Origin of the sequence: Enterococcus ratti, assembly GCF_001886195.1 — a bacterium.
Taxonomy (GTDB): Bacteria; Bacillota; Bacilli; order Lactobacillales; family Enterococcaceae; genus Enterococcus_B; species Enterococcus_B ratti.
Genome location: NZ_JXLB01000005.1, coordinates 67,720 through 94,311 on the forward strand (window position 1 = coordinate 67,720; position 26,592 = coordinate 94,311).

Below are 26,592 nucleotides of genomic sequence, written 5' to 3' on the forward strand. Positions count from 1 at the left end.
TTCCTCCTAGATGAATAATGTAAAACCCATCACGCTGATCGCAATCAAACCAATGAGAGATAGGATAAAACGACCATGGAAATAGCGTTTCATCATCAAAAGATTTTTGATATCAACCATCGGACCAAATACTAAAAATGCCACGATTGGCGCTGTTCCAAATAAACTAAGTAATGAAGAGCCAATAAAAGCATCTGCTTCAGAACATAAAGACATGGTAAAAGCCAGAAATAGCATAATAACAATCGCTAAAAGCTTCGTTGATCCTAAGGTTAACATCGCTCTTGTTGGTAAGTAAGTTTGCATGCTTGCTGCAATCAGTCCGCCAATAATTAAATATCGGCCAGTATCAAAAAATTCATCAATTGAATGGCTTAAAATATGACCGACTTGATGTCCAAATTTGGTTAATTGGCTTCTCTTTTTATTAGGTTGGCTTTCTTTATGATGTTTCTGATCCAAAACGGTTACGTGTTGATTGATTTTTTCTTTTAGTACAGTTTCTTTTCTAAAATAGGCTAACCAAATACCAATAATTAAAGCCACAATAAAACTTCCTAACATCCGCCAGACCGCCATTTCCCAAGAATTTCCAAAAGCAATAAAAGTAGAAAAAATAACAATAGGGTTAATGATCGGGGCTGTTAACATAAACGCAAAAGCAGTAGCCACAGGCACTTCTTTTTTTACAAACTGATGCACAATGGGAACAATCCCACACTCGCAAGAAGGAAAGAAAAAACCTAAAAGCGATCCTATTAAAATAGAGAAAAGACGATTTTTAGGTAGACATCGTCTGACCCTTTCTGGCGTTAAAAAAACTTGAAGTGCCCCAGAGATGAGACAGCCTAATAAAACAAATGGTAATGCTTCAATGACGATGGATAAAAAAATCGTACACATTTGCAAAACCGAATTTGGTAAAAAAGAAAACATACTTTCTCTCCTTACTTTAAGGTTTGCCAAAATAATATACGCTTTTCAATAAAAAAAACAAGGGGTGTTTCTTTACTTTATATAACTCTTATTGTTTCTCTTATAACTAAAAGCAAATTTATTGACATATTTTTTATTTCTGATTAAATATAATCAGTATTTTTGCCACAGCTCCTTTAAAAAATAATCTCTTTAATGACTAGATTACTATTGCTAGAAAGGAATATTCTTATGAAAAAAACAAGTAATTTATCTGAAGTCCAAGCAGCACTTTCACAAGAAGAAACCGTAGCTGTTTATTTCTCTATGCCCAATTGTCCAGTGTGTCATACTATTCGCCCACGTTTGGAAGAATTGCTCAGTCATTATTCATTTCCTTGTTTTCACTTAAATGCTGTTGAAACTCCTAAAGTTGCCAGCATCTTTCAAGTATTAACTGTACCTGTTATTTTAATTTATCATCACCACAAAGAAATCCAACGACAAGCGTGTTTTATTGATTTTCATCGCTTAAACCATTTATTGAAACAGCTGCATACGGCAGATGCATAATGAATGATAAAGAAAGATTAAAAGTAGATGATGACGAAGAAAATAAAAGAGAAAATCAGACAACTGTTGCTTGATTTTCTCTTTTTTGTTCTTTAATCTAAATCATGAAACTGACGATATACTTCTTGTTTTTTCAAACTATTTTTCACTGCTACTGCTTTGATTGCTTCATTGGTTTTTTGGCCTTTTGCAATGAGTTGCTCTACTTGTTCTTTTAAAGAGTCAGTATTCACGTTTTTTTCTTCCTGAGGACCAGTACGTCCTTCGATTAAAAGACAGCACTCTCCTTTAATCGAATGATTTTCACTATGGGAAAGTAAATCTTTAATCGTACCACGCAAGTATTCTTCATGAATTTTTGTTAATTCTCGGCATAAAACAGCTTGTCGATTACCTAAAATAGTTAACATATTTTTTAATGTCCTACTGATTCGATAAGGTGATTCATAAAAAATTAGCGTAGCTGTTTGCTCTTTTAAATCATTCAATACGGTTTCTTGCTCTTTTTTCTTTCTTCCTAAAAAGCCATAAAACAAAAATGGTTGAGGGGATAAACCAGAAGCAATCAGTGCCGTTATCCCAGCAGTAGCCCCCGGTAAAGAAACAACAGGAATTCTTTCTTTGATACAAGCCATCACCAATTCATGACCGGGATCACTGATGGAAGGCATGCCAGCGTCACTTACTTGAGCAATGGAAAGACCTTTTTTTAATTCTTCAAGTAGTTGAGGAATTCTTTCTTGGTAATTATGTTCATGTAAGCTTCTTTGTGGTGTATGAATCTCAAAATGATTTAATAATTTTTGCGTATTTCGCGTATCTTCACTTGCAATCAACGAGACTTCTTGTAAAATACGAACACTTCGATAAGTCATATCTTCCAAATTTCCTATAGGCGTAGGAACTAAATAAAGCGTACCTGTAATATGAATTTCTTTAAAGCTTTTTTGATTAAACATTTTTCAACTCCTAAATTTTAAAGAGGTTGGGAAAAGCAATAAAACTATCAAAACCACTTGTTTTGTTTTGATAGTTTTTATCTGAATGTTGCCATGCTGCGGATCACCGACTACTTTCTCGGTAGATGACTTCTAAGCAAAAGGCACAGGGCTCATCATTTTCACGTCTTGAACCATAGAGATCATAACAGACATGAAAGCCTTCTTCATAAATTTTTTCTAAGTTCATACGTGACTTTGAAAGCTCCTGTTTGGCATTACCGGCAGGCGTTTGTACGGCTTGATTGAGTTCGCGTAAATGATCTCTTAAACGTTGATTTTCCATCTCTAATGTGGTGTTTTTTTTAACGATCTCATGTAATGCTTGCTTCATTTCTACTAATTCAGTTAATGTATTTCTTAGTTCTGATTCTAATTGGTTTAAGCCGTCATATAATGATCTCTTATCCATTTATCTCACCTACCTGGATGAAATTTTTCAATTCATCCCATTCATATTCGACTGGATTCTCCCGTCCTGTTAATCGAACATTTATTAGTCGATTAAGCAGATTTAATCCTACAACTTTCCCTCTACCATCCGGAGTATCTACCATTGTTCCAAAATCAGGAAGTGTTCGTTTCGCTAACTCGTATTCTTCATTCTCATATTGCAAGCAACACATCAATCGGCCACATAAACCAGATATTTTTGTGGGATTTAATGATAGTCCTTGATTTTTTGCCATTTTAATTGATACTGGAACAAAATCACCTAAAAAAGAAGCACAACACAACGGCCGTCCACATGGACCCATTCCACCAATTAATTTTGTCTCATCACGTACCCCAATTTGTTGAAGTTCGATCCGTGTACGAAATACAGACGCTAAATCCTTAACTAGTTCCCGAAAATCAATGCGTCCATCCGCTGTAAATGTAAAAATTAACTTGCTACGATCTAATGTATATTCCACTTTTATAAGTTTCATCTCAAGTTGATGTTTTGCCACTTTTTCTTTTGCAATTACTAGGGCTTTTTTGGCATCTAATTTATTTTTTCTATTTTTTTCAAGTTCTTCTTCTGTTGCTTTACGTAAAATAAGACTGGCTTGATCAGGTAATTCTTCAAGTGAAAGTTCTGCTTTAGGAATGGCAACAGTTGCAATATGTAAGTTTTTTTGAGATTCAACAATTACCTTATCGTTGTATTCATACGTTGAATTACCAGGCTTAAAATAATAGATATGACCTGCCTCTTTATAACGGACACCTACTACTTCAACCATTTCCATCCCCCTTGTTTCTCATTTTACATACTATTTTGTCCATAGATTGTTTGTAAGACAAATTGTTCCGCTACCGCTTGAAAGCTTACGTTACTTCTTAATTTTTGTTCTGCTAGTAAAATACGTTCAATCGTTTGATTTATGCGATACACTTTGCTAGAGTTTTCAGCTACTAAAGACTTTTGCAAAGCTTCCTGATAATAAAACAATAAAATAGATAAACCAGTCACTTGTTGTGATTTTTCTTTGTAAATCCGTATCAATTTTTTTTGTACGTAGATAAATGCCTGTGTATCATTTTTTTGTAAATACACAAACCACTGGCGAATCGAATCCTTAGCATCATTAAACCATTCATTTTGTGATATTTCAACTGCTTTTACAAAACTGTTCGTTAAGAAAGCTAAAAGTTTCGCTTTTTCTAATGGAATCTGCGCTTGTTGCAATTTGTGAATTAGTACTTCTCTAGGTAGTGCTTGAAAATGGAGAATCTGACATCTTGATTGGATTGTTGGTAAAATACGTCCAATTGAATCCGTTTCAAGAATTGTTAAAAAATCACCTGATGGCTCTTCTAAAAATTTCAAAAGGCTATTTGCAGCACTTCTATTCATTTTTTCTGCTTCTTGAATTAGAAAAACTTTTCTTCGAGATTCATATCCGCTACGACTAAATTCTACTTGTAAACGCCTCATCTGATCTACTTTAATTGTTTGACCTTCCGGCTTGATGGATAAAACATCGGGATGTTCTTGCGCTAAAATGCGTTGACAATTATTACACACACCACAAGGAAGATAATCGTTTTGATTCGTGCAAAAAAGATGTTGAGCTAGCCAGATTCCCATTTCGTGTTTTCCCGTTCCTTTTTCACCTTCAAAAAGATAAGCATGAGCAAGTCGCTCATGCTCAAAACTTCGTTGAAGCTGTTGGTACACGATCGGCTGCATTTGATCTAACATAAGTTCTTGATCCATGGCGCCTCCTAAAATTGATGAAATCCTTCAACAGGTAAAACAAAAACTGTTGCTCCGCCGACTTCCACTTCTACTGGATAAGGCACACCGCCATCCATTGAAATATCCAGCGTCACTGGTGTTGAAACAAATTGCTTTCTAGACTCACACGTTTTTTTAATGATCTCTAATGCTTCATCTACACGTTCGTCTTCAATCCCAACAATAAATGTACTATTGCCTGCTTTTAAGAAGCCGCCCGTTGAAGACAGCTTAGTTGCACGAATGTTTGCATCAATCAATTCATTGGCTAAACGATTGCTGTCTTTGTCTTGAATAATAGCTAAAATGATTTTCATGGATTGTCACCTTCCTAATTTTCAAAAAATTGTGGATATTGTTCAACAATAGCTCTGTAACTCGTCTGAAGCACTTCTTCAAAACTTTTTCTTGCATCAATTTTGTAAATACGTCCAGGATTTTCTTCTGCTAATTTTAAATAAGCGTGACGTACACGTTGATGAAATTCTAATCCTTCTGAATCTAGTCGATCGATTTGTTCCTGCCGATTTTCTGCAATTCGACGCAATCCGGTATCTGAATCTACATCTAGATAGAGGGTAAAATCAGGAGCAGTTCCTTCTGTAGCAAACTCATTTAATTGAGCAATCGCACAAACGCCAATTTTGCGACCGGCTCCTTGATAGGCAAGTGAACTATCCACAAAACGGTCACATAACACAATCTTGCCTTGTGCTAAAGCAGGCAGCACTTTTTCTACTAAATGCTGTCTCCTTGCAGCTGCATACAGCAACGCTTCCGTACGCTCATCCATCCGATCATTTTCAGGGTCAAGAATGAGTGCACGAATTTTCTCGGCAATCGGAATACCACCCGGTTCTCTAGTTTGAATGATTTTTGCCTTTGCTACTTTTTTCAAAAGAGGAAATAGCTCAGTTAGAATGCTGGTTTTTCCAGCTCCATCTGGTCCTTCGATTGTAATAAATAGTCCGTTCACATTTTTGCCTCCATCTCTTCCTTCTTTATTGTAGCTGAAAAGCTCATTTTATAAAAAGCTTATATCTCACGTCTACCTTCTACTGCTTTTAACAAGGTCACTTCATCGGCGTATTCGATATCTGAACCAACAGATAAGCCATGAGCCAAACGAGTGACTTTGATGCCCGCTGGTTTAATCAAACGTGAAAGATACATTGCTGTCGCTTCGCCTTCTGTGGTAGCATTCGTCGCAACAATCACTTCTTTTACTTGCTCATCATGTAGTCGTTCAAGTAAGGAAGAAATATTGATATCTTCAGGTCCAGTTCCTTCCATTGGTGAAAGCACACCACAAAGTACATGATAAAGTCCATGATATTCCCGCATTTTTTCTAATGCCATCACGTCTTTTGGCTCTTCAACAACTAAAATGACTTCTTTATCTCTTGAAGGATCTTTACAAATCTCACAGGGATCTTCTTCAGTGATGTTGCCACAGATACTGCAAAAATGGAGGTCTCTTTTGACGCTTAGTAAAGACTTGGCAAATTCATTGACCGTTTCGTCTTTCATATCAATCGTATAAAAAGCCAACCTTGTTGCTGTTTTTTGACCAATTCCCGGAAGTTTCATATAACTATCAATCAACTTTGCAATCGGTTCTGGATAGTGCATGTTTATCCCCCTTTAGGGAAAATCAAAAAGGCAAGCCTTTAGCATATTTTCCCATTGTTTTTTCAGATTCTGTATCAATTTTTGTTAGTGCATCATTCACAGCCATCATTACTAAATCTTGCAGCATTTCTGTATCTTCAGGATCAACAAGTCCTTCACTGATATGGATGTCTTTCATTCGACGATTGCCAGTAAAAACGACTTTCACTAACTCATTGGTTGCTACACCTGTAAACTCTGCTTTATTTAATTTTTCTTGTGCTTCGACCATTTCTTTTTGCATTTTTTGTACTTGTTTCATCATTCCTTGCATATTACCCATTCCGCGCATCATCGTGTTCATTCTCCTTTTATGTTTAATCGTTCATGATGGTTACGACGTTTGTTCCAAACATTTCTTCTGCTTTTGAGACAATCGTTTCTTCAGTTGGTACTTGTGGGGGAATCAATTCAATCTCTGTTTCTGAATCTTCAGGAGCAAAAGAATCTTCCGTTCCTTCATCTTTTGCTTGCATCAAATAATCTTTACGAATCAACGGCCAGCTTTCTCTTGTAATGTACACAGAATCTGGCGTATAGTCTTTGATCAATCGACTTAAATTATTATGGATGGAAAGTTGCAGCTCCTCATCATTAGTTGCTCGCTGACAAACAATCTCATAGTCAAAAGCAATGACCAATCCAGCTGGACTGGCTGCAACCGGCTCACTAGCTTTTAGCATGGCTCGTTGAGTAACAGACAAACTCATTAGTAGGTCGTCCCAAACTTCTTTCACTTGGTTTAAATGCTTTCTCGTTGCTTTTTTTAACACCTTGTACACTTGTTCAGTTGGCACACGATACGTACTTGCTTGCTTTTTTTGGACCGGTGCTTGACTTTGTTTTGTAGAAGGCAAAGATGAAATGTCATTTTTTTTAATCTCATTGATTTCTTTTTTTAATTCTTTTATCTCTGTTTCTAACTTTGTAATCTGCTGCTGAGCCGTTTCATTGGATTGAACAATGATTGGATGAACTGCTTGAGCCAGTTTGACGGTAGCTACTTCCAAATAGATTGTTGCACTATTTGTAAAACGAATTTCATTTTGTGTGTCGCTTAAAATGCGAATCATTTGAAAAAGTCGATCTGCTGATATCTGTTTTGATAGCTCAACAAAGGGTTCTGTGATAGACGTTAGTTGTTCTGCTGCTAAATTTGGTGCTTGTTGATAGATTAAAAGATCCCTACAATACTGTAACAGATCTTCTAAAAAACGTCGTGATTCTTTTCCTGCTGCTAATATGCCGGCTAAGTTTTCTAATGCTTTAGATACTTCGTTTTTAATGCACGCTTCTAGAAATTCATCCATCATTTCATTAGTTAAGCTGCCGGTTACTTGCATCGCATCCTCTAAAGTAACCTTCCCATTACTAAAAGAGATGGCCTGATCCATAATACTTAACGCATCTCGCATCCCACCTTCTGCTGCACGAGCAATGACTCCTAGGGCCGACTCTTCATGACAGATGGCAGATTGATTTAAAATAAATGCCAAGTGTTCGATAATATCTGCGGTGTTGATTCGCTTAAAATCAAAACGCTGAGTCCTAGAAATAATTGTAGCTGGAATCTTATGCGGCTCAGTTGTTGCTAAAATAAATATCACGTTTTCTTTTGGTTCTTCTAATGTTTTCAATAGGGCATTGAAGGCTCCGGTGGAAAGCATGTGAACTTCATCTATGATATAAATTTTATAAGCTGCTTTCGTGGGCGCATAATTTGCACGATCTCGTATAAAACGGATTTCTTCTACCCCATTATTGCTGGCTGCGTCAATTTCAATGACGTCTTCTTGCGTGCCTGTTGTAATGGACTGACACATTTCACAACGGTTGCAAGGCTCTCCGTCTTGACTATGGAGGCAGTTGATCGCTTTTGCAAATATTTTTGCTGCACTCGTTTTACCAGTTCCTCGCGGTCCTGTAAACAGATAAGCGTGAGAAGTTTTGTGGGAAACGATAGCATTTTTCAACGTCTGCGTAACAGCTTTTTGTCCAACAAGATCGTCAAAGCGCTGAGAACGCCAGACGCGATATAGTGCTTGGTATGCCATGAAGATCCCCCTTTTTTGAAAAATTCACTATTTTTTATTATACGTGATTTTGCTAAAAAAAACTACTATAGTTACTAGAAGTTCTAAGAAAGTGACATGCTGTTTTAACTGTTTTTAGAAACATTTGATTTTCTTTTGCGAATAATTCCCTTTTACACCGGTAACAAAAATCTCCAACTTTCGTCTGAAATCTTTTTGTTTTTCCTGTGGTATAATGAAGATCAATCATTTAAACAACCATTATTAGTATTTAGGGAGGAATTTTTATGGGTCTTATCAAAGCGGCGACAAGTATGATTGGTGGCGGATTAGCAGATCAATGGCTCGAAGTGATCGAACCGGCTGATATGAATGATGTGACAGTCATGACAAAAGGGGTAAAGGTACGAAAAGATGATAGACGCGGAGCAAACCGCAAAGGAACTGAAGACTTCTTAACAGATGGAACGATCGTACATGTCTACCCAAATATGATGATGCTTCTTGTTGATGGCGGTAAAATTATTGACTACACTGCTGAAGAAGGCTATTACACTATCAATAATAATTCTGCTCCTTCTATGTTCAATGGTTCATTGAAAGGAGCTATCGCAGAAACATTTGATCGATTTAAATTTGGTGGAGTGACGCCTCAAAAGCAACAAGTTTTTTATATCAATTTACAAGAAATTAAAGGAATTAAATTTGGAACAAGTTCACCATTAAATTATTTTGATAATTTTTATAATGCCGAATTATTTTTACGTGCACATGGTACTTATTCCATTCATATTACCGATCCAATCTTATTTTATACCAATGCCATTCCTAAAAATAAAACACAAGTGGAAATCACTGATATTAACGAACAATACTTAGCAGAATTTTTAACTGCCTTACAAGCAGCCATTAACCAAATGTCTGCGGATGGTCAACGGATCTCTTATGTTCCATCAAAAAGCTTGGAATTGAGTAAATATATGAGCAACGTATTAGATGATTCATGGAAAGAATTGCGCGGAATGGAGATTGTCTCTGTAGCTGTAGCAAGTATTTCTTATACAGATGATTCCATAAAATTAATCAATATGCGAAATGAAGGAGCAATGCTAGGTGATCCAAGTATTCGTGAAGGATACGTTCAAGGATCAATTGCCAGAGGGATGGAAGCAGCTGGAAAAAATGATGCAGGAGCAATGACGGGTTTTATGGGAATGGGTATGGGCATGAACACAAATGGCTCTTACCTTTCACAAGCTGCTCAAAATAATCAAGAACAAATAAAGCAACAATCAGAAAAACAAAACCAGCAAATGGCTCAAGGAAATAATAACACTTGGACGTGTCCTATCTGTAAAACAGAAAATACTGGAAAATTTTGTTCAAATTGTGGTACGCAAAAACCCGTTGCAAATGCCCAACCAAAATTACAAATGAAATGCAGTGAATGCAACGAAGTGGTTGATCTTTCCAATGGCATACCTAAATTTTGTCCAAATTGTGGAAAACCATTTAAAGGAATTCCACTTGATTAAGCCCTAGAAAGGTGTAAACGAAATGGATGTTCTTACACATAAATGCCCAAACTGCGGCGGTCCTCTCATTTTTGATCCTAAAGATCAAAAATTCCATTGTGAATATTGCTTAAATGTCTATACAGAAGCTGAAGTTAGTCAGTACGAGCAAGCACAAAAAGCAGCTGTTGGGGTAGACAATCAATTACAAGACAAAGGTACCGCTGAACAAGAATTGACTTTTACTGCAAGTGAACAGTTGGAACAAATGGATGAAGCCCAACGAAAATCATTTGAAGAAGCGGGGGGACTTACTGATTCAAGCGATCAAGCCACTTTAACTCAAGACAGCAAAGAAAAAGCTGCAATGGATTTATTTTTGTGTCCTAATTGCGGTGCGCAAATTGTAACCGATGCGACAACTGCTGCTACTTATTGCTATTATTGCCACAATCCAGTTGTCTTATCTGGTCGTTTAAGTGGAAAGTTTTTGCCTAATAAAGTCTTGCCTTTTGCAGTAGAAAAAGAAGAAGCCATAGAAAAATTTCTGGCTTGGACAAAGAAAAAATGGTTTGTACCTAAAACTTTCTTCAATAAAGACCAAATCGATAAACTCACTGGCGTCTATTTTCCTTATTGGTCAACAGAGGCTTCGGTTAACGGTTCTTTACAAGCAACTGGCACCGTGATCCGCATTTGGCGAGTAGGTGATATTGAATATACTGAAACCAAACAGTTTTCCGTTCATCGAGCCGGTACACTTTCTTTTAAAGAATTGGTAAAAAATGCCTTATCTAAAAACACGCAGCAAAAAATGGTCGAAGCTGTTCAACCTTTTCCTCTAAATAAAGCAATTGGTTTTAAAAGTCAATATTTAGCTGGTTTCCAAGCAGAAAAGCGAGACATAGAATACGAAGCCATAACCACACAAATTCAAAAAGAACTGCAAGAGTATTCAGAAAGTCTTTTGCGTGACACGACAAGCAGCTACACCACATTAACAAATGTTCACACTTCTGCGGAAATTGCCAGTGAAAAAAAGGAATATGTTCTTTTACCTGTATGGCTGGTTACTTATCGTAGTGAGGATGCCAGTAAAAAAGTTTATTACTATGCAATGAATGGACAAACAGGAAAAGTCAGTGGCGTCTTACCAATTAGTCATAAAAAACTTGGTGTAACAGCGATCGGATTGTTTACTATACTTACGATCCTCTTTATGATTGGAGGATATTTAATATGAAAAAAAACCTTTTGCTCTTTTTTCTAATGACCATTAGTTTCTTTTGGGGATCTTCAGTAGATGCCGCTACGCCAACAGTTGAGGATGCAGCTGGCTTATTTACTCAAGAGGAGATTCAAGCGTTAGAAAAACAAGCTCAGTCAATCAATGAAAAAATAAAAGGCCAAATATTGATTGTGACAACTACCTCAAATTCAAAAAGCCCGCAAACATTTGCAGACAACTACTTAAGAAATGCAGTAGGAAACAATCAAAATGGTTCTGTTTTATTGTTAGATATGGGACAGCGTGAAATCTATATTTCCACTTCGGGTAATATGATTGATTATCTTAATGATAAACGTATTGATAAAACTTTGGATGCTATCTACGAGCAAATGACTCACTCCGCTTACTTTGCAGCAGCTCAGACTTATTTAACAAAGGCTTCGGAATACATCAAAGCCGGCATTTCAGACGGTCATTATCGCATCGATGAGAAAACTGGGAAAATCACACGTTATAAAGTATTGACCACAACAGAAATTATTGTTTCCGTTGTGCTGGCTTTCATTTTAAGTCTTGTTTTTTATTTCATTACTATCTCTAGGTACCAATTAAAGTCGGGAACGTATAAATACCCATTTAGAGAAAAATCAAATATAAAGTTAACCGATAAAACCGATCATTTGACTAACTCCTTTGTTACAACTCGACGGATCCCAAAAAGTCCACCTCCAGGAAGCGGTGGTGGAAGTACAACCCATTCCAGTGGTGGCGGAACATTTGGCGGAGGCGGTCGAAGTTTTTAACGCTTTATAAACTTCAAAAAAGATGCTTTTTTCATGCACGGTCATTCATTTACGCTGACATAGCTGCATGGAAGAAGCATCTTCTATTTTTATTTGTTTATCAATTATTAGAAGATAATATTATCTTCTAATAATTCCATATTAGTAATAATGATTCGGTGATCTTTTATTTTAATGATGCCATTTTCTTTCAACTGTCTTAATATCCGACTGACACTGCTAGCAGTAGAAATTCCACAAAATTTAGCAATTTCTTCATTTGTAATTACAAAATCAATCACCATTCCAGCTTTTGTTCGGACACCAAATAAGTCATATAATTCATAAAGCTGTGTACATACAGCACCCAATTTACCATTTAAAAGCATTTGCTGCATTTTTTTCATCGAATAAAGTAATCGATAACGGTAATACTCTTTCACATAATGTTGCATTTTCGGATCACTGTTGATATGTTCCCAAAATTTAACCCGATTAATTCGATAAAATTCTGCATATTCAGATTCAACACGGATATTATAAGGAGAATCAATAAATTGAGAATATTCATCTTTTAAAAGAGAAACAATTTCAAGATCTTTGATGTATCTTAAATTAAATTCTCTGCCATCATTGGAGATGACACTTGCTTTTACTGTACCTTCTTTTAAAATATAAGTATAACAATCTTCCACCCCTTCAAAAGTTAAATACTTATGATACCTTTTGCGTACAACCGGAAAATCATTTTTTTCCAAGTATTCCTTTAACACTCTACTATCCAATCATGCTCCCCCATCCAAACATTCATCTAAAAAAATAATACAAAATTTCTAAGCCTTTTAAAGCTCAAAAGTATTTTACTAATGATAGTAACATTTGTTAAGTACTATTTTATACTACGTATGCGATTTTTTTCTTTTTTTTATTTCGCTATACTGCGAATGTAAATTTTTTTAAGAATAGAGGGAAAAAAATGAATTACTGGATGAAAACAATTATTGATCGACTTGAAACGGCTTATCAAACAAGATTTGATATGAAAGCTTCATTAGTTTTCTTAAATGACGCTTATCAAAATTCAATTGAATTGGTGAAAGCAGTTGATGAACAGCCATCAAATGAATTAAAAGAATTTTTGGAATTATTTATGTCTACTCGTGACTTGTTCATTCGTCAGCTGGTGGATCGATACCCATCTAATTATCATGATGTGGAAGTACAAATTCAAAAATTAAAAGCTTATTCAGATTAAGGGGAATATACAAAAAACATGGAAAAAAAATTATTTAATAAACATTTTATCGGTATCACACTTATTAATTTTATTGTCTATTTGATTTACTATTTATTAATGGTTATTATCGCCGTCATTGCTCAAGATACGCTGCATGCTAGCATGAGTCAAGCCGGATTTGCTTCGGGAATTTACATTATCGGTACTTTACTTGCTCGCCTATTTATGGGAAAACAACTGGAATTATTTGGGCGAAAATTTACATTGCGCGGTGGAGCAATCTTTTATTTGCTTTCTACTTTAGCTTATCTTTTTACTCCAACAATCGGAGTATTGTACCTCGTTCGCTTTTTAAACGGTTTTGGTTATGGGACGGTTTCAACAGCTACAAATGCTATTGTTACGGCTTATATTCCTGAATCAAAAAAAGGCGAAGGGATTAACTATTATGGGTTAAGTACTAGTTTAGCTGCTGCAGTTGGTCCTTTTTTAGGAATGATTTTACTTAATTTAACAGACTTCCATTTTATTATTTGGTTTTCAATCGTTTTGGTTTTTCTTGTCACCATTGCATGTCTACTTTTTCCTGTCAAAAATATTGTTTTATCTGATGCACAAAAAAAATCATTACAGTCATGGAACATCAATGGTTTTATTGAGAAAAAAGCATTATTCATTACAGGCATTGCCTTTTTAATGGGACTTTCTTATTCAAGTGTTTTATCTTTTCTATCTTCCTATACTAAAGTGATTCATTTAGTAGCTGCTGGCTCTTTTTTCTTTGTAGTCTATGCTTTAGTTATCACACTTACTCGTCCATTAACTGGTCGTATTTTCGATGCAAAAGGCGAAAAATACGTGATGTATCCAAGCTATTTATTTTTAACTGTTGGATTATTTTTATTAAGTGCCACAACTAATAGTCTTACATTACTTGTTTCAGGTGCATTGGTCGGTTTAGGTTATGGAACATTTATGTCAAATGGTCAAGCAGTTTGTTTGAAAATTGTGAAAGAACATCGTATCAGTATCGCTCTTTCAACCTATTTTATTGGATTGGATTTAGGTCTTGGCGTGGGTCCTTACTTAATGGGAGTATTGAAATCCTACACTTCTTTTAGAGGGCTGTACATTGTCTCCGGGATTATTCCTTTAGTATGTACATTTCTATATTTAGGTTACAATAAAAAAAAGAAGCATGCAGTAAACCTTGAGTTAAACTAAGCGGTGATCAAAATAATCATCCTTAGTTGCTCTTTAAACTAAAAAACTTACGCATCATTATTTTTTGATGAGCAGTAACATTATTTTACTTTTTAGAAAGAGCGTGAAGTAAAGAGTACTTTTACTTCACGCTCTAAACACAGATAAAAGGCAGGAGCCGAAGCAACTTCTTTGGAGCTAAACACTTTTGTCTTAGTATGTTTCATGTTTGTTTAACTTCTTGTTTAGTAAAAACACCGTATGGAATGTTTTCGGACTTTTTTCAATTGTTCATTAGATAGTTTCTTACTGGTCACCAAATAATCGATTTCATGATTAGCAATTGCTTGATAAATAAAATGCTTTTCTAACTTTTCCTGAGTGGCTAATACCATAAGACGATTCGTTTGCTTACGAAAAGCTCGTTTTACTAAAGCTTCTCCTTCATGAGTCTCAGTCACACCTTGATTAAAGTCAAATCCTCGACAACTAATAATCGCTAAATCTGCTGCATACGTCAAAATATCATTGTAGGCTTTTGCTCCATTGATTGTTGCACGTTTTTGAACAATGGTTCCACCAACTATTGAAACTTTCGCGGTAGTAAACTCACTCAACATAGCGGCAGTTATTACACCATTGGTAATAACTTGCAATCCTTCAAATTTTCCTAAACAGCAAACTAAATGCAGACTAGTAGTGCTAGAATCTAAAAACAACACCATATCATCTTTAATCAACGTAGAAGCAACGCCAGCAATATAATGTTTTTCAGTTTCTTCATCTAAATGCGTAATTTTCATTATATAAGGCACATCAATTTTTTGGTTATCCACTAACATGGCGCCTCCGCGCACTCGGCGAATTAAACCACTCTTTTCTAAAGCGATAAGATCTCTTTTAATGGTTGATTCACTATAATTTACCAAGTCAATCAACTCAACCATTTTCGCAAACTGATTGATTTTTAAATGGTTCACTATTTTTTGCTGACGAACCTATACATCACTTAACATCTCTCGTTCTCCCTATGCTTATTTTTCAACCATAGTTAACAAAAATAAAACAAGATAGCGTAAGAAATTGAAACAAACGTTTCTACGAAAAAGCAACTTGAGAAACATCATTGTATGATTGATAAATTAAAACATCCAGTTATTTTAACATCTAAAAAAAGAACTTATTTTTGATTATTTCTTTAACATTTTAATTCATTTAGTAAAAAATTATTTTTTTACTGGATCACATTAATAACATTTTGCTTTGCCAATTGCGTTTAAGATCGCCATTTTGTGTCTCACTACTTCTTGAACTTTTTTATTTGCATGCGAATAAATCATGTTCGGTTCATACACTTTTGAATTTTCAGTTAAAAACTCTCTTAAAGCATCAAAAAAAACACTTTTAAGATCCGAACTAAGGTTTACTTTTGCTACACCGTATTGAACAGCTTCACTAATTTCCTTGTCGGGATTCCCCGAACCGCCATGTAAGACAAAAGGAATCGTTAGTTTTTGATTCAATTCTTTTAATAGTTCAATGTTTAATTTTGGCGTCTTATTTTTTGGGTATAGCCCATGAGCAGTACCGATGGCTATGGCTAAAGTATCAATATTTGTTTCTTCCACAAAGCGTTGAGCTAAATCTGGATCAGTATAAACAATGTTTGCTTCTCCCCCTTCAGCCGAACCATTATTTCCAATCGTTCCAAGTTCTGCTTCAACTGAAACGTTTACTGCATGAGCAAGTGAAACTACTTCTTTTGTTATTTTCAAATTTTCTGAAAATGATTGCAAAGATGCATCAATCATGACAGATGTATACCCATTTTGAATTGCTCTTAATACATCGGCAATTGTTTTCCCATGATCTAAATGAACCACCACTGGAACTTTGCTTGTCTGTGCATAGGCCTTGACAGAGTTAATAAATTCATTATTTAAATACGCGATTTCATCTGGATGTATTTCTAAAATGACCGGCGCTTTTAATCGCTCTGTTTCCTCCATGATGGCTTTCAACATGTCGTAACTGCAAATATTAAATGCAGGAACGGCAAACTGATTGGCCTTTGCAACTTTTAGCAAGGCCTGCATTGTATATAACATGATATTTCCCCCTTATTTATGAGTACTTTTTGATTCTTGTGTTACTGTTTGCTTGAGTAGACCTAAAGAAAATGCGGTCACCACTGTACCAGCTAAAATTGCCAATGAATACATTGGTAAATGTTTGATGACGTTAGGAATGAGCAAAACCCAAATTCCTCCATGCGGAGCAATTGACGTTACTCCTGATGCCATGGAAATTCCTGCTGCGGTGGCTGATCCTAGCATCAAACTTGGAATGACTCTGATCGGATCCGAAACAGCAAAAGGGACGGCGCCTTCTGTAATATAAGAAGCACCTAAAACCCAACATGACTGACCTGATGTTCGCTCTTCCTTTGTAAATTTTTTTTTAAATAAAAGTGTAGCTAAGGCGATGCCTAGCGGTGGCGTCATTCCTGCTGCCATGCATGCTGCAATTGGTGCATTTACGCCAGCTGACATTAAACCAATGGAGAAGGTTGAAATTGATTTATTAATTGGTCCGCCCATATCTGCGGCCATCATCACACCAATAATTAAGCCAAACAGCAATCCAGAAGTATCTCCTAACCCGTTTAGCCAATTCGTTAAAGTATCTAACAGCCACGAAATCGGTTGTTCAAATACAAAAACCATTGTAAGACCAATAATGAGAATGGAAAGAAGGGGTACGGCAATTAACTGATACATTGCCATCATTTCTTTTTTTATTTTTATCTTATTAGTTAGAAAATCAGTCACGTATCCTGCTAAAAGTCCGCCAATCATCCCTCCAAGGAACCCAGAACCACCAGTTGAAGCAAGTAAACCGGCTACAATACCTGGCGCAAAACCAGCTTTACCTGCTATAGAAGTGGCAATACCTGCTCCCAATGCTGGAACCATCATTGCAAATGCTGTTTCTCCCCCAATTCGTGACAGTGTCGCTGCTAAAATATGATAATCTTTTGCTTCAGGATCAGAAGCTGTAATTCCAAAAGCAAAACTTAAGGCAATAATGATTCCTCCTGCAATAACAAATGGCAGCATGTAATTTACACCGCTCATAAAATAGTTATAAAGTGTAGGCTTAGAGACGGATGGACTTTTATGCATAGTTTTTGAAACTTCTACGGTACCAATTTCTTTTAAAGCTTCTTGAATGACACGTTCTGGTTCTTTAATTGCTTGACTTGTAGAAACTTTCTTTATTTTTTTATCCACAAAGCGATCCATGTTGATCTCTTTATCAATTGCTAGAATAATAACAGCTGCCTCAAAGATTTCTTTTTTTGTTAAACAGTTTTCCGTTTTGACTCCTTGTGTTTCAAACTTTGCCTCATGCCCCATTTCTTTAGCTGTTGTTTCTAACTTTTCTGCCGATAAGTAAGTATGTGCAATCCCTGTAGGACATGCAGTTACACCAATTATTTTCATCGTTATTCTCCCCTATTTGTCTATTTAATAATGGTATTCGTTGATACTCAATTCAGTACATAAGGTTCACTTCCTTCTATATTCTTTAAAATGGTCATGATTTTTTTCCTACTCGTTGCTTCTTTTATTTGTTTTCTAAATGACGAGTCTACTAACTGCCTTGAAAGCATGCTGAGAATTTCTAGATGACTGGCTGAAGACTTTGAAGGAACAACTATAGCAAAAACATATTCAATGGGTATGCCATCTACTCCAAGATACTCTGTTATTTTTCCACTATGAATAAAGCAGACCGTTGGCACCAAAACGTACTTGCTTTTAGCATGAGGAATACCAAATCCATCTTCTATTCCAGTGGATACTTCTGCTTCACGTTTAAAAAACGCACGAATTATTTTTTTAGAATCTTTTATTCTACCGGCAGATTCGAGCATGTTTCCTAAACATTCAAATAATGATTTTTTAGATCGAATGGAGTCGTCAAAAAGAATTAAATCTTCTAAAATCAATTGACTAATAGTCATTTTCACTAACCTCTCTCATTATATTGTTATCGCTTTCTTTCGATTGTGGAAAGTATAGCATTGCTTATTAAACCATTCAACGCTTTGAACGAAAAACGAAAAGCAAGATAAAATATTAAAAATTCAGTCAAAAAAAAGAACGCGATCGTTCAAAATATCATAAAAAAACTACTTAAATAAACACCGCATATTTTGTCTTTACTCATCAAAATATACGGTGTTTATTTAGAATTTTTTTATTAAAGGCTAATCTTTCAAGAAAATTGCTGTTCTGAAATCACTTCCATTACTTCATTTAAGTGATTGATTTGTCTATCTGCTTTTGTCTGATCCACGTAAAATGGCTGTTTCAAAGCAACAGTATAAATATTTGCGGCTTTAGCTGCTTCAATCCCGACTGTTGAATCTTCTACAGCAAGAAAAGAAGTGACAGCCAATGCCTGCTTGCACTTTAAATAAATTTCAGGATGAGGCTTACTTTTTTCTAATTCTTCACCACTAATTACAAAATCAAAATAGTGTTGAATTTGACATTGTCTGAGCATTTTATTTATTTCTACTAATGGGGATGAAGAAGCTAAGGCTAGTTTTATTTGTTGCTTTTTCAATTCTCTAAGCAAGCACCTTACTTCTTTTCGCAGCACTTGTTGAAAATCAATCGGATGAGCTTGGCGGTAATCAAGGTAGGCGAAATATAATTGTTTGCGTAAGTTTGAGTTATTTGGTACCAAAGTCTCCCAAATTCCTTTTTCTGTCTTACCAACGTAATCGGCCATTTTAACGGAAGTAGGTGTTACAGCTAGATGGGTAAAAAAATTCATTCTTCGTTCAAAATAAAAACTTTCACTGTCAATCAACACACCGTCCATATCAAAAATAACGCCAGTAGTCATAACCTTCTCACTCCTATCCTTGAATAATATCATTCAATAATCTTAATTCTAAATCAGGTATTTGAATCGTATATTCACATTCTACATCATAAAAGGCTTGATGAATTTTTTCCATGATTTTACCGTTTTCTTTTTTGTACTGTTCAATATCTTCTTGTTCATCTACACTTTCTTTTCGTAAAATGCGTTCAATCATACAGCTGCAATGCAAGTACAGCAAAAAAAGCTGATTGTTAGAAAATTCAATGTTTAATAATTTAGCTAAATCTTTCAGTGCTTTTTGAACAGATACTAACACTTATCAGGATCTAAAATCGTTAAATTTTCTACGATTTTGCTAATAGAAAAACGAAAAATCAATTCTTTTTGTAAATCTTCCGCTTCAATCATGACTTCTTTTTTTAGTTGCTGTACAAATTCTCCAACGGCTTCTCCGTTAATTAAATGATCTAATCCTATGTAAGGAATTTGATTAATTTTCGGATCTTCCGTTCCAACAATCATAATAACATCATACAGTTGAAAAGGTGCTTCATAATTTTTATTTTCCGCTAATTTTTTGTAATCATAAGAAATAATTGCTAACTCGCTAACTGTATCTCCTAAACATTTGAGTAAGATTTCCTGAATTTGAGTGGCGCTGCCAATTCCTGTGTAGCAACAAGTAACAATCGCTTTCTTTTTCTTTTTTTTCGGAAGCAACAATTGCTTTTTCAGCGATAAATTTGTGTCAATTTTTTCTTTAATTTCCGTAATACTTTTATTATTTAAAATATATTGCCCTACTTCTAACAGCATAGGGGTGTTGACATGATCAAATAACAATAACGGTCCATTTAAATGATCTATCAGCATGTTGCCTAATTGATTCAACGATCCCATGTCTACTAATAAAATCAACCCTGAATCCGCCCGATATTCACCAATAAAACGAATGAGTTGAGCTTTTATTTTTTCCAAAGTAATATCTAAAGGCATGTCATAAGCTTGAAATACATTTTTATTTAATAACCGATTAGCTACATTTGCCATACTACTTGCTGTAGAATAACCGTGAGCTAAAACAATACTTTTAATTCCTGTCTTAACATCAGTCATATTTAAGCTGTAAAAATAGATTGCAATAAAAAAATATCTTCTTTATACACTGGTTGATCTAAACGCTCAGCTAATAAATATAAAATTTTTTTTGCATACCAATAAGGAGTCTCTATCATATGACTTAAACGTTCACTTAACTGATCACTTATTTTTCTTTCTTGTCTTTGATCTTCCATTATCGCTTGATGTTCTTTTGCATACAGATAACTAGCAAGCGCAATTACTCGATTTCCATCTTGTTCAAACCCATAACTTTCTCGCATAAAATCAATAATTTGACGAATATGATACGTCAAAATGGTATACAAAGATTGCTCCTTTTCGTAATCCTCTTGAAAAACAAGCGTATCCATTACCTGAGTTACTTTCATTGCCATTTCATTTAAAAATGCTTTCATATTCTTTTTTTGGGCAAGCACATTAGAAAAATCAGCCAATAATTTCTTAAAAAACTGATTTAATAATAAGTTTTCTCGCTTTAATTGCAGTTGGTGTTTGGCTTGCGGATGATAACAACGGACAGATGTTTTTTTTCTTGGGTTATTGAGTCGTTCTTTATACTTATAACTATATTCCAAAGGCATATCCAACAACCTTACTTGAATGTATTCCTGTTCTTTTTGATGAATGAAGGCGTTAGCACAAGCATATTTAATAATATTTTTTATATTACCCACGTTTCCTTCAAAATTACTGTTCATTAAAAAATGGATGAATGAACTAGAAACGGATAGCTCTTTGTTTAAAATTTTACTCTCAGAAATAAAAAATTCGTCTATTAAAGCTAACCGTTCGAAACAAGGGCGCTGCTGAAATTTTGGCAAATTTATCACTACAGGTAGCCTTCTAAGAAATGTTGGCAAAAACGTAGTATATACGTTTTCTGTAGTGGCAAAAACTAATCGAACATTGGCTTTTTTCCGAATACTATTATCCCCCATTGGCGAAAATTCACCTGTATCCATAAAAGTAAATAATTTTTCTTGTCCTTCAGCTGGCAACCGATGAACTTCATCTAAAAATAGGAGCCCTTCGTCGGCTTTTTCTAAAAGTCCCAAATGTTCCTGTGTTGCCCCAGTAAATGCACCTTTTGTATAACCAAACAATGCGGCAGATAACAACTCTGGGTTGTTAAAATATTGTGCACAGTTATACGCAAAAAAAGGAGCCTTTGTTTTAATTACTTTTTCTTCTACTGCATACTCATATATTTTACTTGCTAGGAAGGTTTTCCCTGAACCACTTGCACCAATTAATAGCAAGGGAAGTCCTTGATCGGGGTAAAGTATCGCAGTTTTTATTTGATTAATCGCTTCTTTAAGGCTTCCATTAGACCCAATGATCTGATCTAAAACCGGCTTTTTCATCGGAAAGAATAATTCCTCAAGTGACGCAACTTCTGATTGGTAAGTGAATATTTGCAGTTGTTCCAGCGCCTTTTTATGTAAAAACAAGACAGGATAATTCTTCACCTTTATGAATTTACCTTGACGAAATCCTTCATTTAAATAACTACTGATTGTACTTCGATCAAGTTTCAATACTTGCAGCCGAATATTTTATCGACTCGTTTTTGTTTGATTTCAAAGATAAAGTCAATTGATATAAGTATTCATCTAGACGTTGCATCTTTCCACCTACTTTCACCATCTATTGATTAAAATTATTTTAGCCTATGGAAAAGACAGAAAATGGTCAACCTCAAACAACAAGCCGACATTAACGAATACTCGTAGATGTCAGCTTATTTTAGGCTTAGTCTCACCGTCACTTTTAAGAAAGAAGCAAAAACAACAATTACTTATGATTATGCCTATGAACAGTTTAGTAACTTAGTTTCCACATGTAACGTCGTTTAGTTAGGGGATGCTCACGTAACTTTGCTAGTTCTTCTGCATACACTCTAAATACAGCAGTAATCAAAAACGGATTAAAATAATCCACTACTTCTTTAGCAACATAAGAAGATAAACCATAGTCTAATGCATCAACAACTTGCGTTTTTGCATCAAAGCGCTCAAGGAAAGTTAAAGCTCTAGCATCTAGCTTTCTTGTTCGTCCGTCATTCATCAATAAAATGAATGGTACTTCTTTGTCAACAATTTCAAAAGGTCCGTGGAAAAATTCACCCGAATGGAAAGTACCTGAATGAATCCATTGCATTTCCATCAGCAAACAAATCGCTGTCGAATAAGCTACTTCATGAGTTGCTCCACTACTCATGACATAAATAACTTTTTCGTCTTTAAATCTTTGGGCAAAATTTTTTGCTTCTTTTCGAGCAGATTCTGCACTTTTTTGCGCCAAATCGTAAATAACAGAAAATCCTTTTTGCATCGCTTCATAATGTTTGTAACCTTCTACTTGTTGCAAAAGTTCTACCGCTAATGCTAAACAATAGCCAGTTTTTTCTAATTTTGCGGCATAATTTTCAGCAAATCCATGATAAATCACATAATCAGCCTCTTTTGTCAACGCCGAATCGATACTTCGTGTTAAACTAATGACTGTTGCACCTTTTTCCTTAGCTACAGCATTAGCTTCCACTGTTTCTGGCGTAGCTCCTCCTAATGAAGCAGAAATGACAATTTTCGTATCATCCACTGAAGCCGGTGTAGCATGATTAAATTCATTCGCTGTGTAATGACTAATACGTAACTGCTTTGCATTTTGTTCTAGAAAATATTTTGCAGGGTATAAGTCTGCTTTTGAGGCACCACAACCGACGAATACGACTGATTTTATTTCTTTTTTTGACACAATTTCTTGGATGATTTCTTTTGAATTCATTTATTGAATTCCTCCTTATTATATTATTCAACCAAATAATTGGTTAATCCCTTATTGTAAAATTCCTAATAAGCTAAAAACAATTCCGCCAATTAAACAAGTAGCTAACATCCAGCCTGTTTTCACTTTTCTTTGCAATAACCAATACATGAAAAAAGTTAAGCCTAATGGCAAAAGTTGTGGCATAATATTGTCTAATACTTCTTGCAAGACAAACGCTTTACCCATTTGGATTGGCGTAGTAATACCAATCATGCTTGCAATCATCGAGCCAATAACCATTAATCCAACAATCGAACACACATACATTACTTTATCCATTAAGCCTTCTTGGTAAAGTTTAGCTAAATATTTGTTTCCCATCGTGTAACCAATTTTTCCACCATAGTAAGTAATTAGCAGCGAAGGCACAAAGGAAATAAGCATGGCCAATATTGGACCTAAAATGCTCCCTTGTTGTGCCAAATTAATTCCCAAACCAAAAGCCAACACCCGAATCGTTCCTTGAAAAAAAGAATCGCCAATCCCTGATAGCGGACCCATTAATGAAGTTTTGATAGCACTGATTGATTCTGGATTGAAATTTTCTTTGTCTTTATAATATTGTTCTTCCATGGAAGCAGTCAGTCCCAACACAAAAGCACTCGTTTGAGGAGTACAATTATAATACATCATGTGCCGTTCATAGGCTGCTTTTTTCAAAGATGCATCGTTTGATTCTTTGTATAACTCATCTAAAATCGGCGCAATCCCATACATAAATCCCATGTTCATTTGACGTTCATAATTCCAAGAAGCTTGTATAGCCCACGAACGCCATAAAAATTGCCGATACTTCCATACGTTCGGATCTTTTTTCTTCATCTTATTTCCTTCCTTATAATTCATCTAATGCATCCGGCTCTTGTACACCCTCTGAATTTTTTCCATAAATCTGCACCATCACAAACGCCACAATACAAGCAAAAGCTGCAATTCCAGTAACACCTAAACCGGAATAAGCAGTAATCAAAAAACCCAGTAATAAGAATGGAAGCATTTTTTTAGTCAACATCGTTTGCAATAAAAGAGCAAACCCATAAGCCGGTAAAATTTTACTTGCCACCGTTAGCCCATCAGTTAACCATTCTGGAATTGCTTCAACAATCCGAGAAACTAAGTTCGTACCAAAATAAATTGCAAGAAAAATCGGAACAAAGTACATGAGACTATAGAGCAGCGTACCATATAAAATATGTATTCTTCGCGCTTTATGAAATTTTCCTTGTTCAATAAATGTATCAGCTGTATGCGTTAAATTAGATAAAATAGTTCGCATCAAAATTCCTAACATTTGTCCTAAAACAGAAATGGGAATCGCAATCGTCAATGCCGTCTCGGCATTTGCATTGGATAAAATGGCAAATGCTGTAGCAATAATCGATGCCATATTCATGTCTGGCGGTGCAGCAGCACCAATATTCACTAATCCTAACGACATCAGTTCTAAGGAAGCACCTACTATTAACCCTTTTTCTAAATCTCCTAAAGCAAAGCCTACAAGGGTACTAACAATCAGCGGGCGTTCAAAATTCATTCTTCCTAATACTCTTGAATCTAAAATGCAAAAAACACCAATGATTCCTAAAACAATTGATTGAACCAGCATCTTTATTCCTCCTTTATATCATTGTATTTAAATTCTCTTTTTTAGAAGTCGGCACCTGTTGAATGAATTGCAAAACTCCTAACTCTTTCATTTTCTTCGCATCAGTAATTTCTTCTTCATTTAAAAAAATCGCATTGCTAAATTGCTTAGCACCTTCTTTCTTGATGATTCCGCCGTAATTAATTTCCTTTACCTTAGGATAAGATTCACAAAATTGACGAGCTTCCCCTGTATTACCAAATATGATCATGATATTCTCGTTCAACGTTTCAATTTTAGACATTTTTTCCACTAGTTGTGCTACAGAAAAAATAGTCAGCTTAATCCCAGTCGGTTTCGATAAATTTAACGTCATCTTCTTAAATTCATCTTTGGCTGCTTCGCCATTTGCCACAATAATTCGATGAATGTTCAATGACTTACTCCAAGAAAAAACAACTTGCCCATGTAATAAACGATGGTCGATACGTATTAGCTTAATCATAATTCGTCTCCTTCGACAATTGATCCTACCAACAATTTTTTACAATCAATTAATGCGTTTTGGCTTTCTTGAATAATTTTTGCCAAATCCTCTTCATTCATTTTTCCCGAATGCGTGGCTAGTGAAATCACCAGCGGCAAATTCATTCCTGTAATCAAATGAATCTGTGGGTAGTTTTTTACAACCGTTAACATTTCATTATTGACACTTCCACCTAAAATATCTGTCAAAATATAAGTTGTGGTTTGATCCAACCGAGTAAGTATTTTTTTTATTTGTTCTAAGACAGGTTCATCTTCATCCCTAAAAGCCGATACCGCATAAATAGATACGCTGTCTCCGATAATCATTGTGGCCGTTTGCTTTAATCCTTGAGCAAGTTCACCATGACTTACAAGTATGATGGTTACCATCTTAATTCCTCCTATCTTTTCATTTTTCTATAAGCAAATATCATGCCAACATCAAAAACAATTGATAGCGTTTACTTTAAACTAGATATTTCAACACTTTATATTTCTTTACACATAGTGTTGAAAGAGTGTGTCATTCAAAGATGTGTACTTTGTCAAACAAAAAGACTGTTTATTTATTCAATCAATTTTTAAATAAATTCCCTTTTTTCCCATCTTATTTTCTTGCTAAACGACTCGTAAATGTTTTATTAAAAGTAGATAAAAAAAGAAACTTTTATTATCTCAAATATAAAACAGCACATAGGTTCAAACAAAAACAGCATGGGACAAAAGTAAAGAATACTTTTACTTCACGCTTTAAATACAGTAAATGGTGATTTCCGAAGAAGTTGCTTCTGTCCCAGCCTCCAACCATTGGACAAACAATATTGCTCCGAAGTGTTTTCGCTTTGTAACCGTATTAAACTGACGATACACACTAAAAAATTGATTAAATTGAGCGAGTAAAAACGACTAAAAAAGTTAAATCCCATTAAGAATGACAAAAATACTCGCCAATATATTTTACTATTGTGTCTAGTCAAAATATTCCCATTTCATAACGCCTGAACAAAATAGACTTTATCATTTAAGATTTTATTATTTTTCAAAATTAAAAGAATTCTCTACTATATTTTCCTAATTATAATAATAAATTTTTTTCTGTACCTTTTTAGCCAATTTTTTAGAATAAGTTCAAATTCCGACATTAAGAGTAACTATCTCTTCTTACGTAGATTATTATTTACTAGGTAGTTTCCATCAAAAAGATGGGAGAACACATCAATTGCTAATAACAGACCTGAA

30 protein-coding genes are annotated in these 26,592 nt (G+C 35.0%); 6 read left to right on the forward strand and 24 right to left on the reverse strand.

Annotated features, from left to right (window positions below; genetic code table 11):
- Nucleotides 1-6: 6 nt before the first annotated feature.
- A complete protein-coding gene (locus RV14_RS03425) occupies nucleotides 7-936 on the reverse strand; it encodes a permease (protein ID WP_071854909.1) in 930 nt (309 codons plus the stop codon).
- 231 nt (nucleotides 937-1,167) lie between these two features.
- On the opposite strand from RV14_RS03425, the gene RV14_RS03430 reads away from it, so the two are divergent.
- Complete coding sequence (locus RV14_RS03430; protein WP_071854910.1) at nucleotides 1,168-1,488, forward strand: thioredoxin family protein; 321 nt, start codon at nucleotides 1,168-1,170, stop codon at nucleotides 1,486-1,488.
- 92 nt (nucleotides 1,489-1,580) lie between these two features.
- On the opposite strand, the gene rsmI is transcribed toward RV14_RS03430, so the two are convergent.
- The 9 genes from rsmI to dnaX form a co-directional block, all read right to left on the reverse strand.
- A complete protein-coding gene (gene rsmI, locus RV14_RS03435) occupies nucleotides 1,581-2,447 on the reverse strand; it encodes a 16S rRNA (cytidine(1402)-2'-O)-methyltransferase (protein ID WP_071854911.1) in 867 nt (288 codons plus the stop codon).
- A 103-nt stretch (nucleotides 2,448-2,550) separates the two neighbouring features.
- On the reverse strand, nucleotides 2,551-2,898 hold the full coding sequence (locus tag RV14_RS03440) for a DNA replication initiation control protein YabA (protein WP_071854912.1): 348 nt from the start codon (nucleotides 2,896-2,898) through the stop codon (nucleotides 2,551-2,553).
- Nucleotides 2,891-3,715, reverse strand: coding sequence for a PSP1 domain-containing protein (locus tag RV14_RS03445; protein WP_071854913.1), 825 nt, complete (start codon nucleotides 3,713-3,715; stop codon nucleotides 2,891-2,893). Before RV14_RS03445 ends, RV14_RS03440 begins: the two co-directional genes overlap by 8 nt.
- Nucleotides 3,716-3,738: 23 nt before the next feature.
- Nucleotides 3,739-4,692 (reverse strand): DNA polymerase III subunit delta', encoded by a 954-nt coding sequence (gene holB, locus RV14_RS03450; protein ID WP_071854914.1) that lies wholly within the window; start codon nucleotides 4,690-4,692, stop codon nucleotides 3,739-3,741.
- An 8-nt stretch (nucleotides 4,693-4,700) separates the two neighbouring features.
- Nucleotides 4,701-5,030: a cyclic-di-AMP receptor gene (locus RV14_RS03455; RefSeq protein ID WP_071854915.1), complete on the reverse strand. Its 330-nt coding sequence runs from the start codon at nucleotides 5,028-5,030 to the stop codon at nucleotides 4,701-4,703.
- 14 nt (nucleotides 5,031-5,044) lie between these two features.
- Complete coding sequence (tmk, locus tag RV14_RS03460; protein WP_071854916.1) at nucleotides 5,045-5,689, reverse strand: dTMP kinase; 645 nt, start codon at nucleotides 5,687-5,689, stop codon at nucleotides 5,045-5,047.
- 59 nt (nucleotides 5,690-5,748) lie between these two features.
- A complete protein-coding gene (gene recR, locus RV14_RS03465; protein WP_071854917.1) occupies nucleotides 5,749-6,345 on the reverse strand; it encodes a recombination mediator RecR in 597 nt (198 codons plus the stop codon).
- 22 nt (nucleotides 6,346-6,367) lie between these two features.
- Complete coding sequence (locus RV14_RS03470; protein ID WP_071854918.1) at nucleotides 6,368-6,679, reverse strand: YbaB/EbfC family nucleoid-associated protein; 312 nt, start codon at nucleotides 6,677-6,679, stop codon at nucleotides 6,368-6,370.
- A gap of 22 nt (nucleotides 6,680-6,701) precedes the next feature.
- Nucleotides 6,702-8,438 carry a DNA polymerase III subunit gamma/tau gene (gene dnaX, locus RV14_RS03475; RefSeq protein WP_071854919.1) on the reverse strand — a complete coding sequence of 579 codons (1,737 nt, stop codon included), beginning with the start codon at nucleotides 8,436-8,438 and terminating at the stop codon, nucleotides 6,702-6,704.
- Between the two features lie 266 nt (nucleotides 8,439-8,704).
- Here dnaX and RV14_RS03480 point away from each other — a divergent pair, with 266 nt between their 5' ends.
- The 3 genes from RV14_RS03480 to RV14_RS03490 are packed head-to-tail and all read left to right on the forward strand — an operon-like array spanning nucleotide 8,705 to nucleotide 11,965.
- The gene (locus RV14_RS03480; protein ID WP_071854920.1) at nucleotides 8,705-9,952 is read left to right on the forward strand and encodes an SPFH domain-containing protein; all 1,248 of its coding nucleotides are present in this window, start codon (nucleotides 8,705-8,707) and stop codon (nucleotides 9,950-9,952) included.
- Between the two features lie 22 nt (nucleotides 9,953-9,974).
- A complete protein-coding gene (locus tag RV14_RS03485) occupies nucleotides 9,975-11,174 on the forward strand; it encodes a TFIIB-type zinc ribbon-containing protein (RefSeq protein ID WP_071854921.1) in 1,200 nt (399 codons plus the stop codon).
- Nucleotides 11,171-11,965: a TPM domain-containing protein gene (locus RV14_RS03490; protein ID WP_071854922.1), complete on the forward strand. Its 795-nt coding sequence runs from the start codon at nucleotides 11,171-11,173 to the stop codon at nucleotides 11,963-11,965. Before RV14_RS03485 ends, RV14_RS03490 begins: the two co-directional genes overlap by 4 nt.
- A gap of 107 nt (nucleotides 11,966-12,072) precedes the next feature.
- Here RV14_RS03490 and RV14_RS03495 read toward each other — a convergent pair whose 3' ends face one another.
- A complete protein-coding gene (locus RV14_RS03495) occupies nucleotides 12,073-12,729 on the reverse strand; it encodes a Crp/Fnr family transcriptional regulator (RefSeq protein ID WP_071854923.1) in 657 nt (218 codons plus the stop codon).
- 191 nt (nucleotides 12,730-12,920) lie between these two features.
- On the opposite strand from RV14_RS03495, the gene RV14_RS03500 reads away from it, so the two are divergent.
- Complete coding sequence (locus tag RV14_RS03500; protein ID WP_071854924.1) at nucleotides 12,921-13,199, forward strand: hypothetical protein; 279 nt, start codon at nucleotides 12,921-12,923, stop codon at nucleotides 13,197-13,199.
- Nucleotides 13,200-13,217: 18 nt separating this feature from the next.
- Nucleotides 13,218-14,405 (forward strand): MFS transporter, encoded by a 1,188-nt coding sequence (locus RV14_RS03505; protein WP_071854925.1) that lies wholly within the window; start codon nucleotides 13,218-13,220, stop codon nucleotides 14,403-14,405.
- 224 nt (nucleotides 14,406-14,629) lie between these two features.
- On the opposite strand, the gene RV14_RS03510 is transcribed toward RV14_RS03505, so the two are convergent.
- The 13 genes from RV14_RS03510 to RV14_RS03560 form a co-directional block, all read right to left on the reverse strand.
- Entirely contained in the window at nucleotides 14,630-15,367 is a 738-nt protein-coding gene (locus RV14_RS03510; protein WP_281245791.1) for a DeoR/GlpR family DNA-binding transcription regulator, read from the reverse strand.
- 264 nt (nucleotides 15,368-15,631) lie between these two features.
- Nucleotides 15,632-16,492 (reverse strand): ketose-bisphosphate aldolase, encoded by an 861-nt coding sequence (locus RV14_RS03515; RefSeq protein WP_071854927.1) that lies wholly within the window; start codon nucleotides 16,490-16,492, stop codon nucleotides 15,632-15,634.
- 12 nt (nucleotides 16,493-16,504) lie between these two features.
- Nucleotides 16,505-17,890 (reverse strand): PTS fructose transporter subunit IIC, encoded by a 1,386-nt coding sequence (locus RV14_RS03520; protein ID WP_071854928.1) that lies wholly within the window; start codon nucleotides 17,888-17,890, stop codon nucleotides 16,505-16,507.
- A gap of 47 nt (nucleotides 17,891-17,937) precedes the next feature.
- Nucleotides 17,938-18,414: a PTS sugar transporter subunit IIA gene (locus RV14_RS03525; RefSeq protein ID WP_071854929.1), complete on the reverse strand. Its 477-nt coding sequence runs from the start codon at nucleotides 18,412-18,414 to the stop codon at nucleotides 17,938-17,940.
- 254 nt (nucleotides 18,415-18,668) lie between these two features.
- Nucleotides 18,669-19,307, reverse strand: coding sequence for an HAD family hydrolase (locus RV14_RS03530; RefSeq protein ID WP_071854930.1), 639 nt, complete (start codon nucleotides 19,305-19,307; stop codon nucleotides 18,669-18,671).
- Nucleotides 19,308-19,320: 13 nt separating this feature from the next.
- Nucleotides 19,321-19,605 (reverse strand): PRD domain-containing protein, encoded by a 285-nt coding sequence (locus tag RV14_RS12990; RefSeq protein ID WP_425429250.1) that lies wholly within the window; start codon nucleotides 19,603-19,605, stop codon nucleotides 19,321-19,323.
- Nucleotides 19,599-20,405: a PTS sugar transporter subunit IIA domain-containing protein gene (locus RV14_RS12995; RefSeq protein ID WP_425429251.1), complete on the reverse strand. Its 807-nt coding sequence runs from the start codon at nucleotides 20,403-20,405 to the stop codon at nucleotides 19,599-19,601. Before RV14_RS12995 ends, RV14_RS12990 begins: the two co-directional genes overlap by 7 nt.
- Before the next feature lie 2 nt (nucleotides 20,406-20,407).
- Nucleotides 20,408-21,949 carry a sigma 54-interacting transcriptional regulator gene (locus RV14_RS13000; RefSeq protein ID WP_425429252.1) on the reverse strand — a complete coding sequence of 514 codons (1,542 nt, stop codon included), beginning with the start codon at nucleotides 21,947-21,949 and terminating at the stop codon, nucleotides 20,408-20,410.
- 283 nt (nucleotides 21,950-22,232) lie between these two features.
- Nucleotides 22,233-23,198: an SIS domain-containing protein gene (locus tag RV14_RS03540; RefSeq protein ID WP_071854931.1), complete on the reverse strand. Its 966-nt coding sequence runs from the start codon at nucleotides 23,196-23,198 to the stop codon at nucleotides 22,233-22,235.
- A gap of 51 nt (nucleotides 23,199-23,249) precedes the next feature.
- A complete protein-coding gene (locus tag RV14_RS03545; protein ID WP_071854932.1) occupies nucleotides 23,250-24,062 on the reverse strand; it encodes a PTS system mannose/fructose/sorbose family transporter subunit IID in 813 nt (270 codons plus the stop codon).
- Between the two features lie 13 nt (nucleotides 24,063-24,075).
- Nucleotides 24,076-24,846, reverse strand: coding sequence for a PTS mannose/fructose/sorbose/N-acetylgalactosamine transporter subunit IIC (locus tag RV14_RS03550; RefSeq protein WP_071854933.1), 771 nt, complete (start codon nucleotides 24,844-24,846; stop codon nucleotides 24,076-24,078).
- Between the two features lie 13 nt (nucleotides 24,847-24,859).
- Complete coding sequence (locus RV14_RS03555) at nucleotides 24,860-25,330, reverse strand: PTS sugar transporter subunit IIB (RefSeq protein WP_071854934.1); 471 nt, start codon at nucleotides 25,328-25,330, stop codon at nucleotides 24,860-24,862.
- A complete protein-coding gene (locus tag RV14_RS03560) occupies nucleotides 25,327-25,743 on the reverse strand; it encodes a PTS sugar transporter subunit IIA (RefSeq protein WP_071854935.1) in 417 nt (138 codons plus the stop codon). Before RV14_RS03560 ends, RV14_RS03555 begins: the two co-directional genes overlap by 4 nt.
- Nucleotides 25,744-26,592 lie beyond the last annotated feature (849 nt).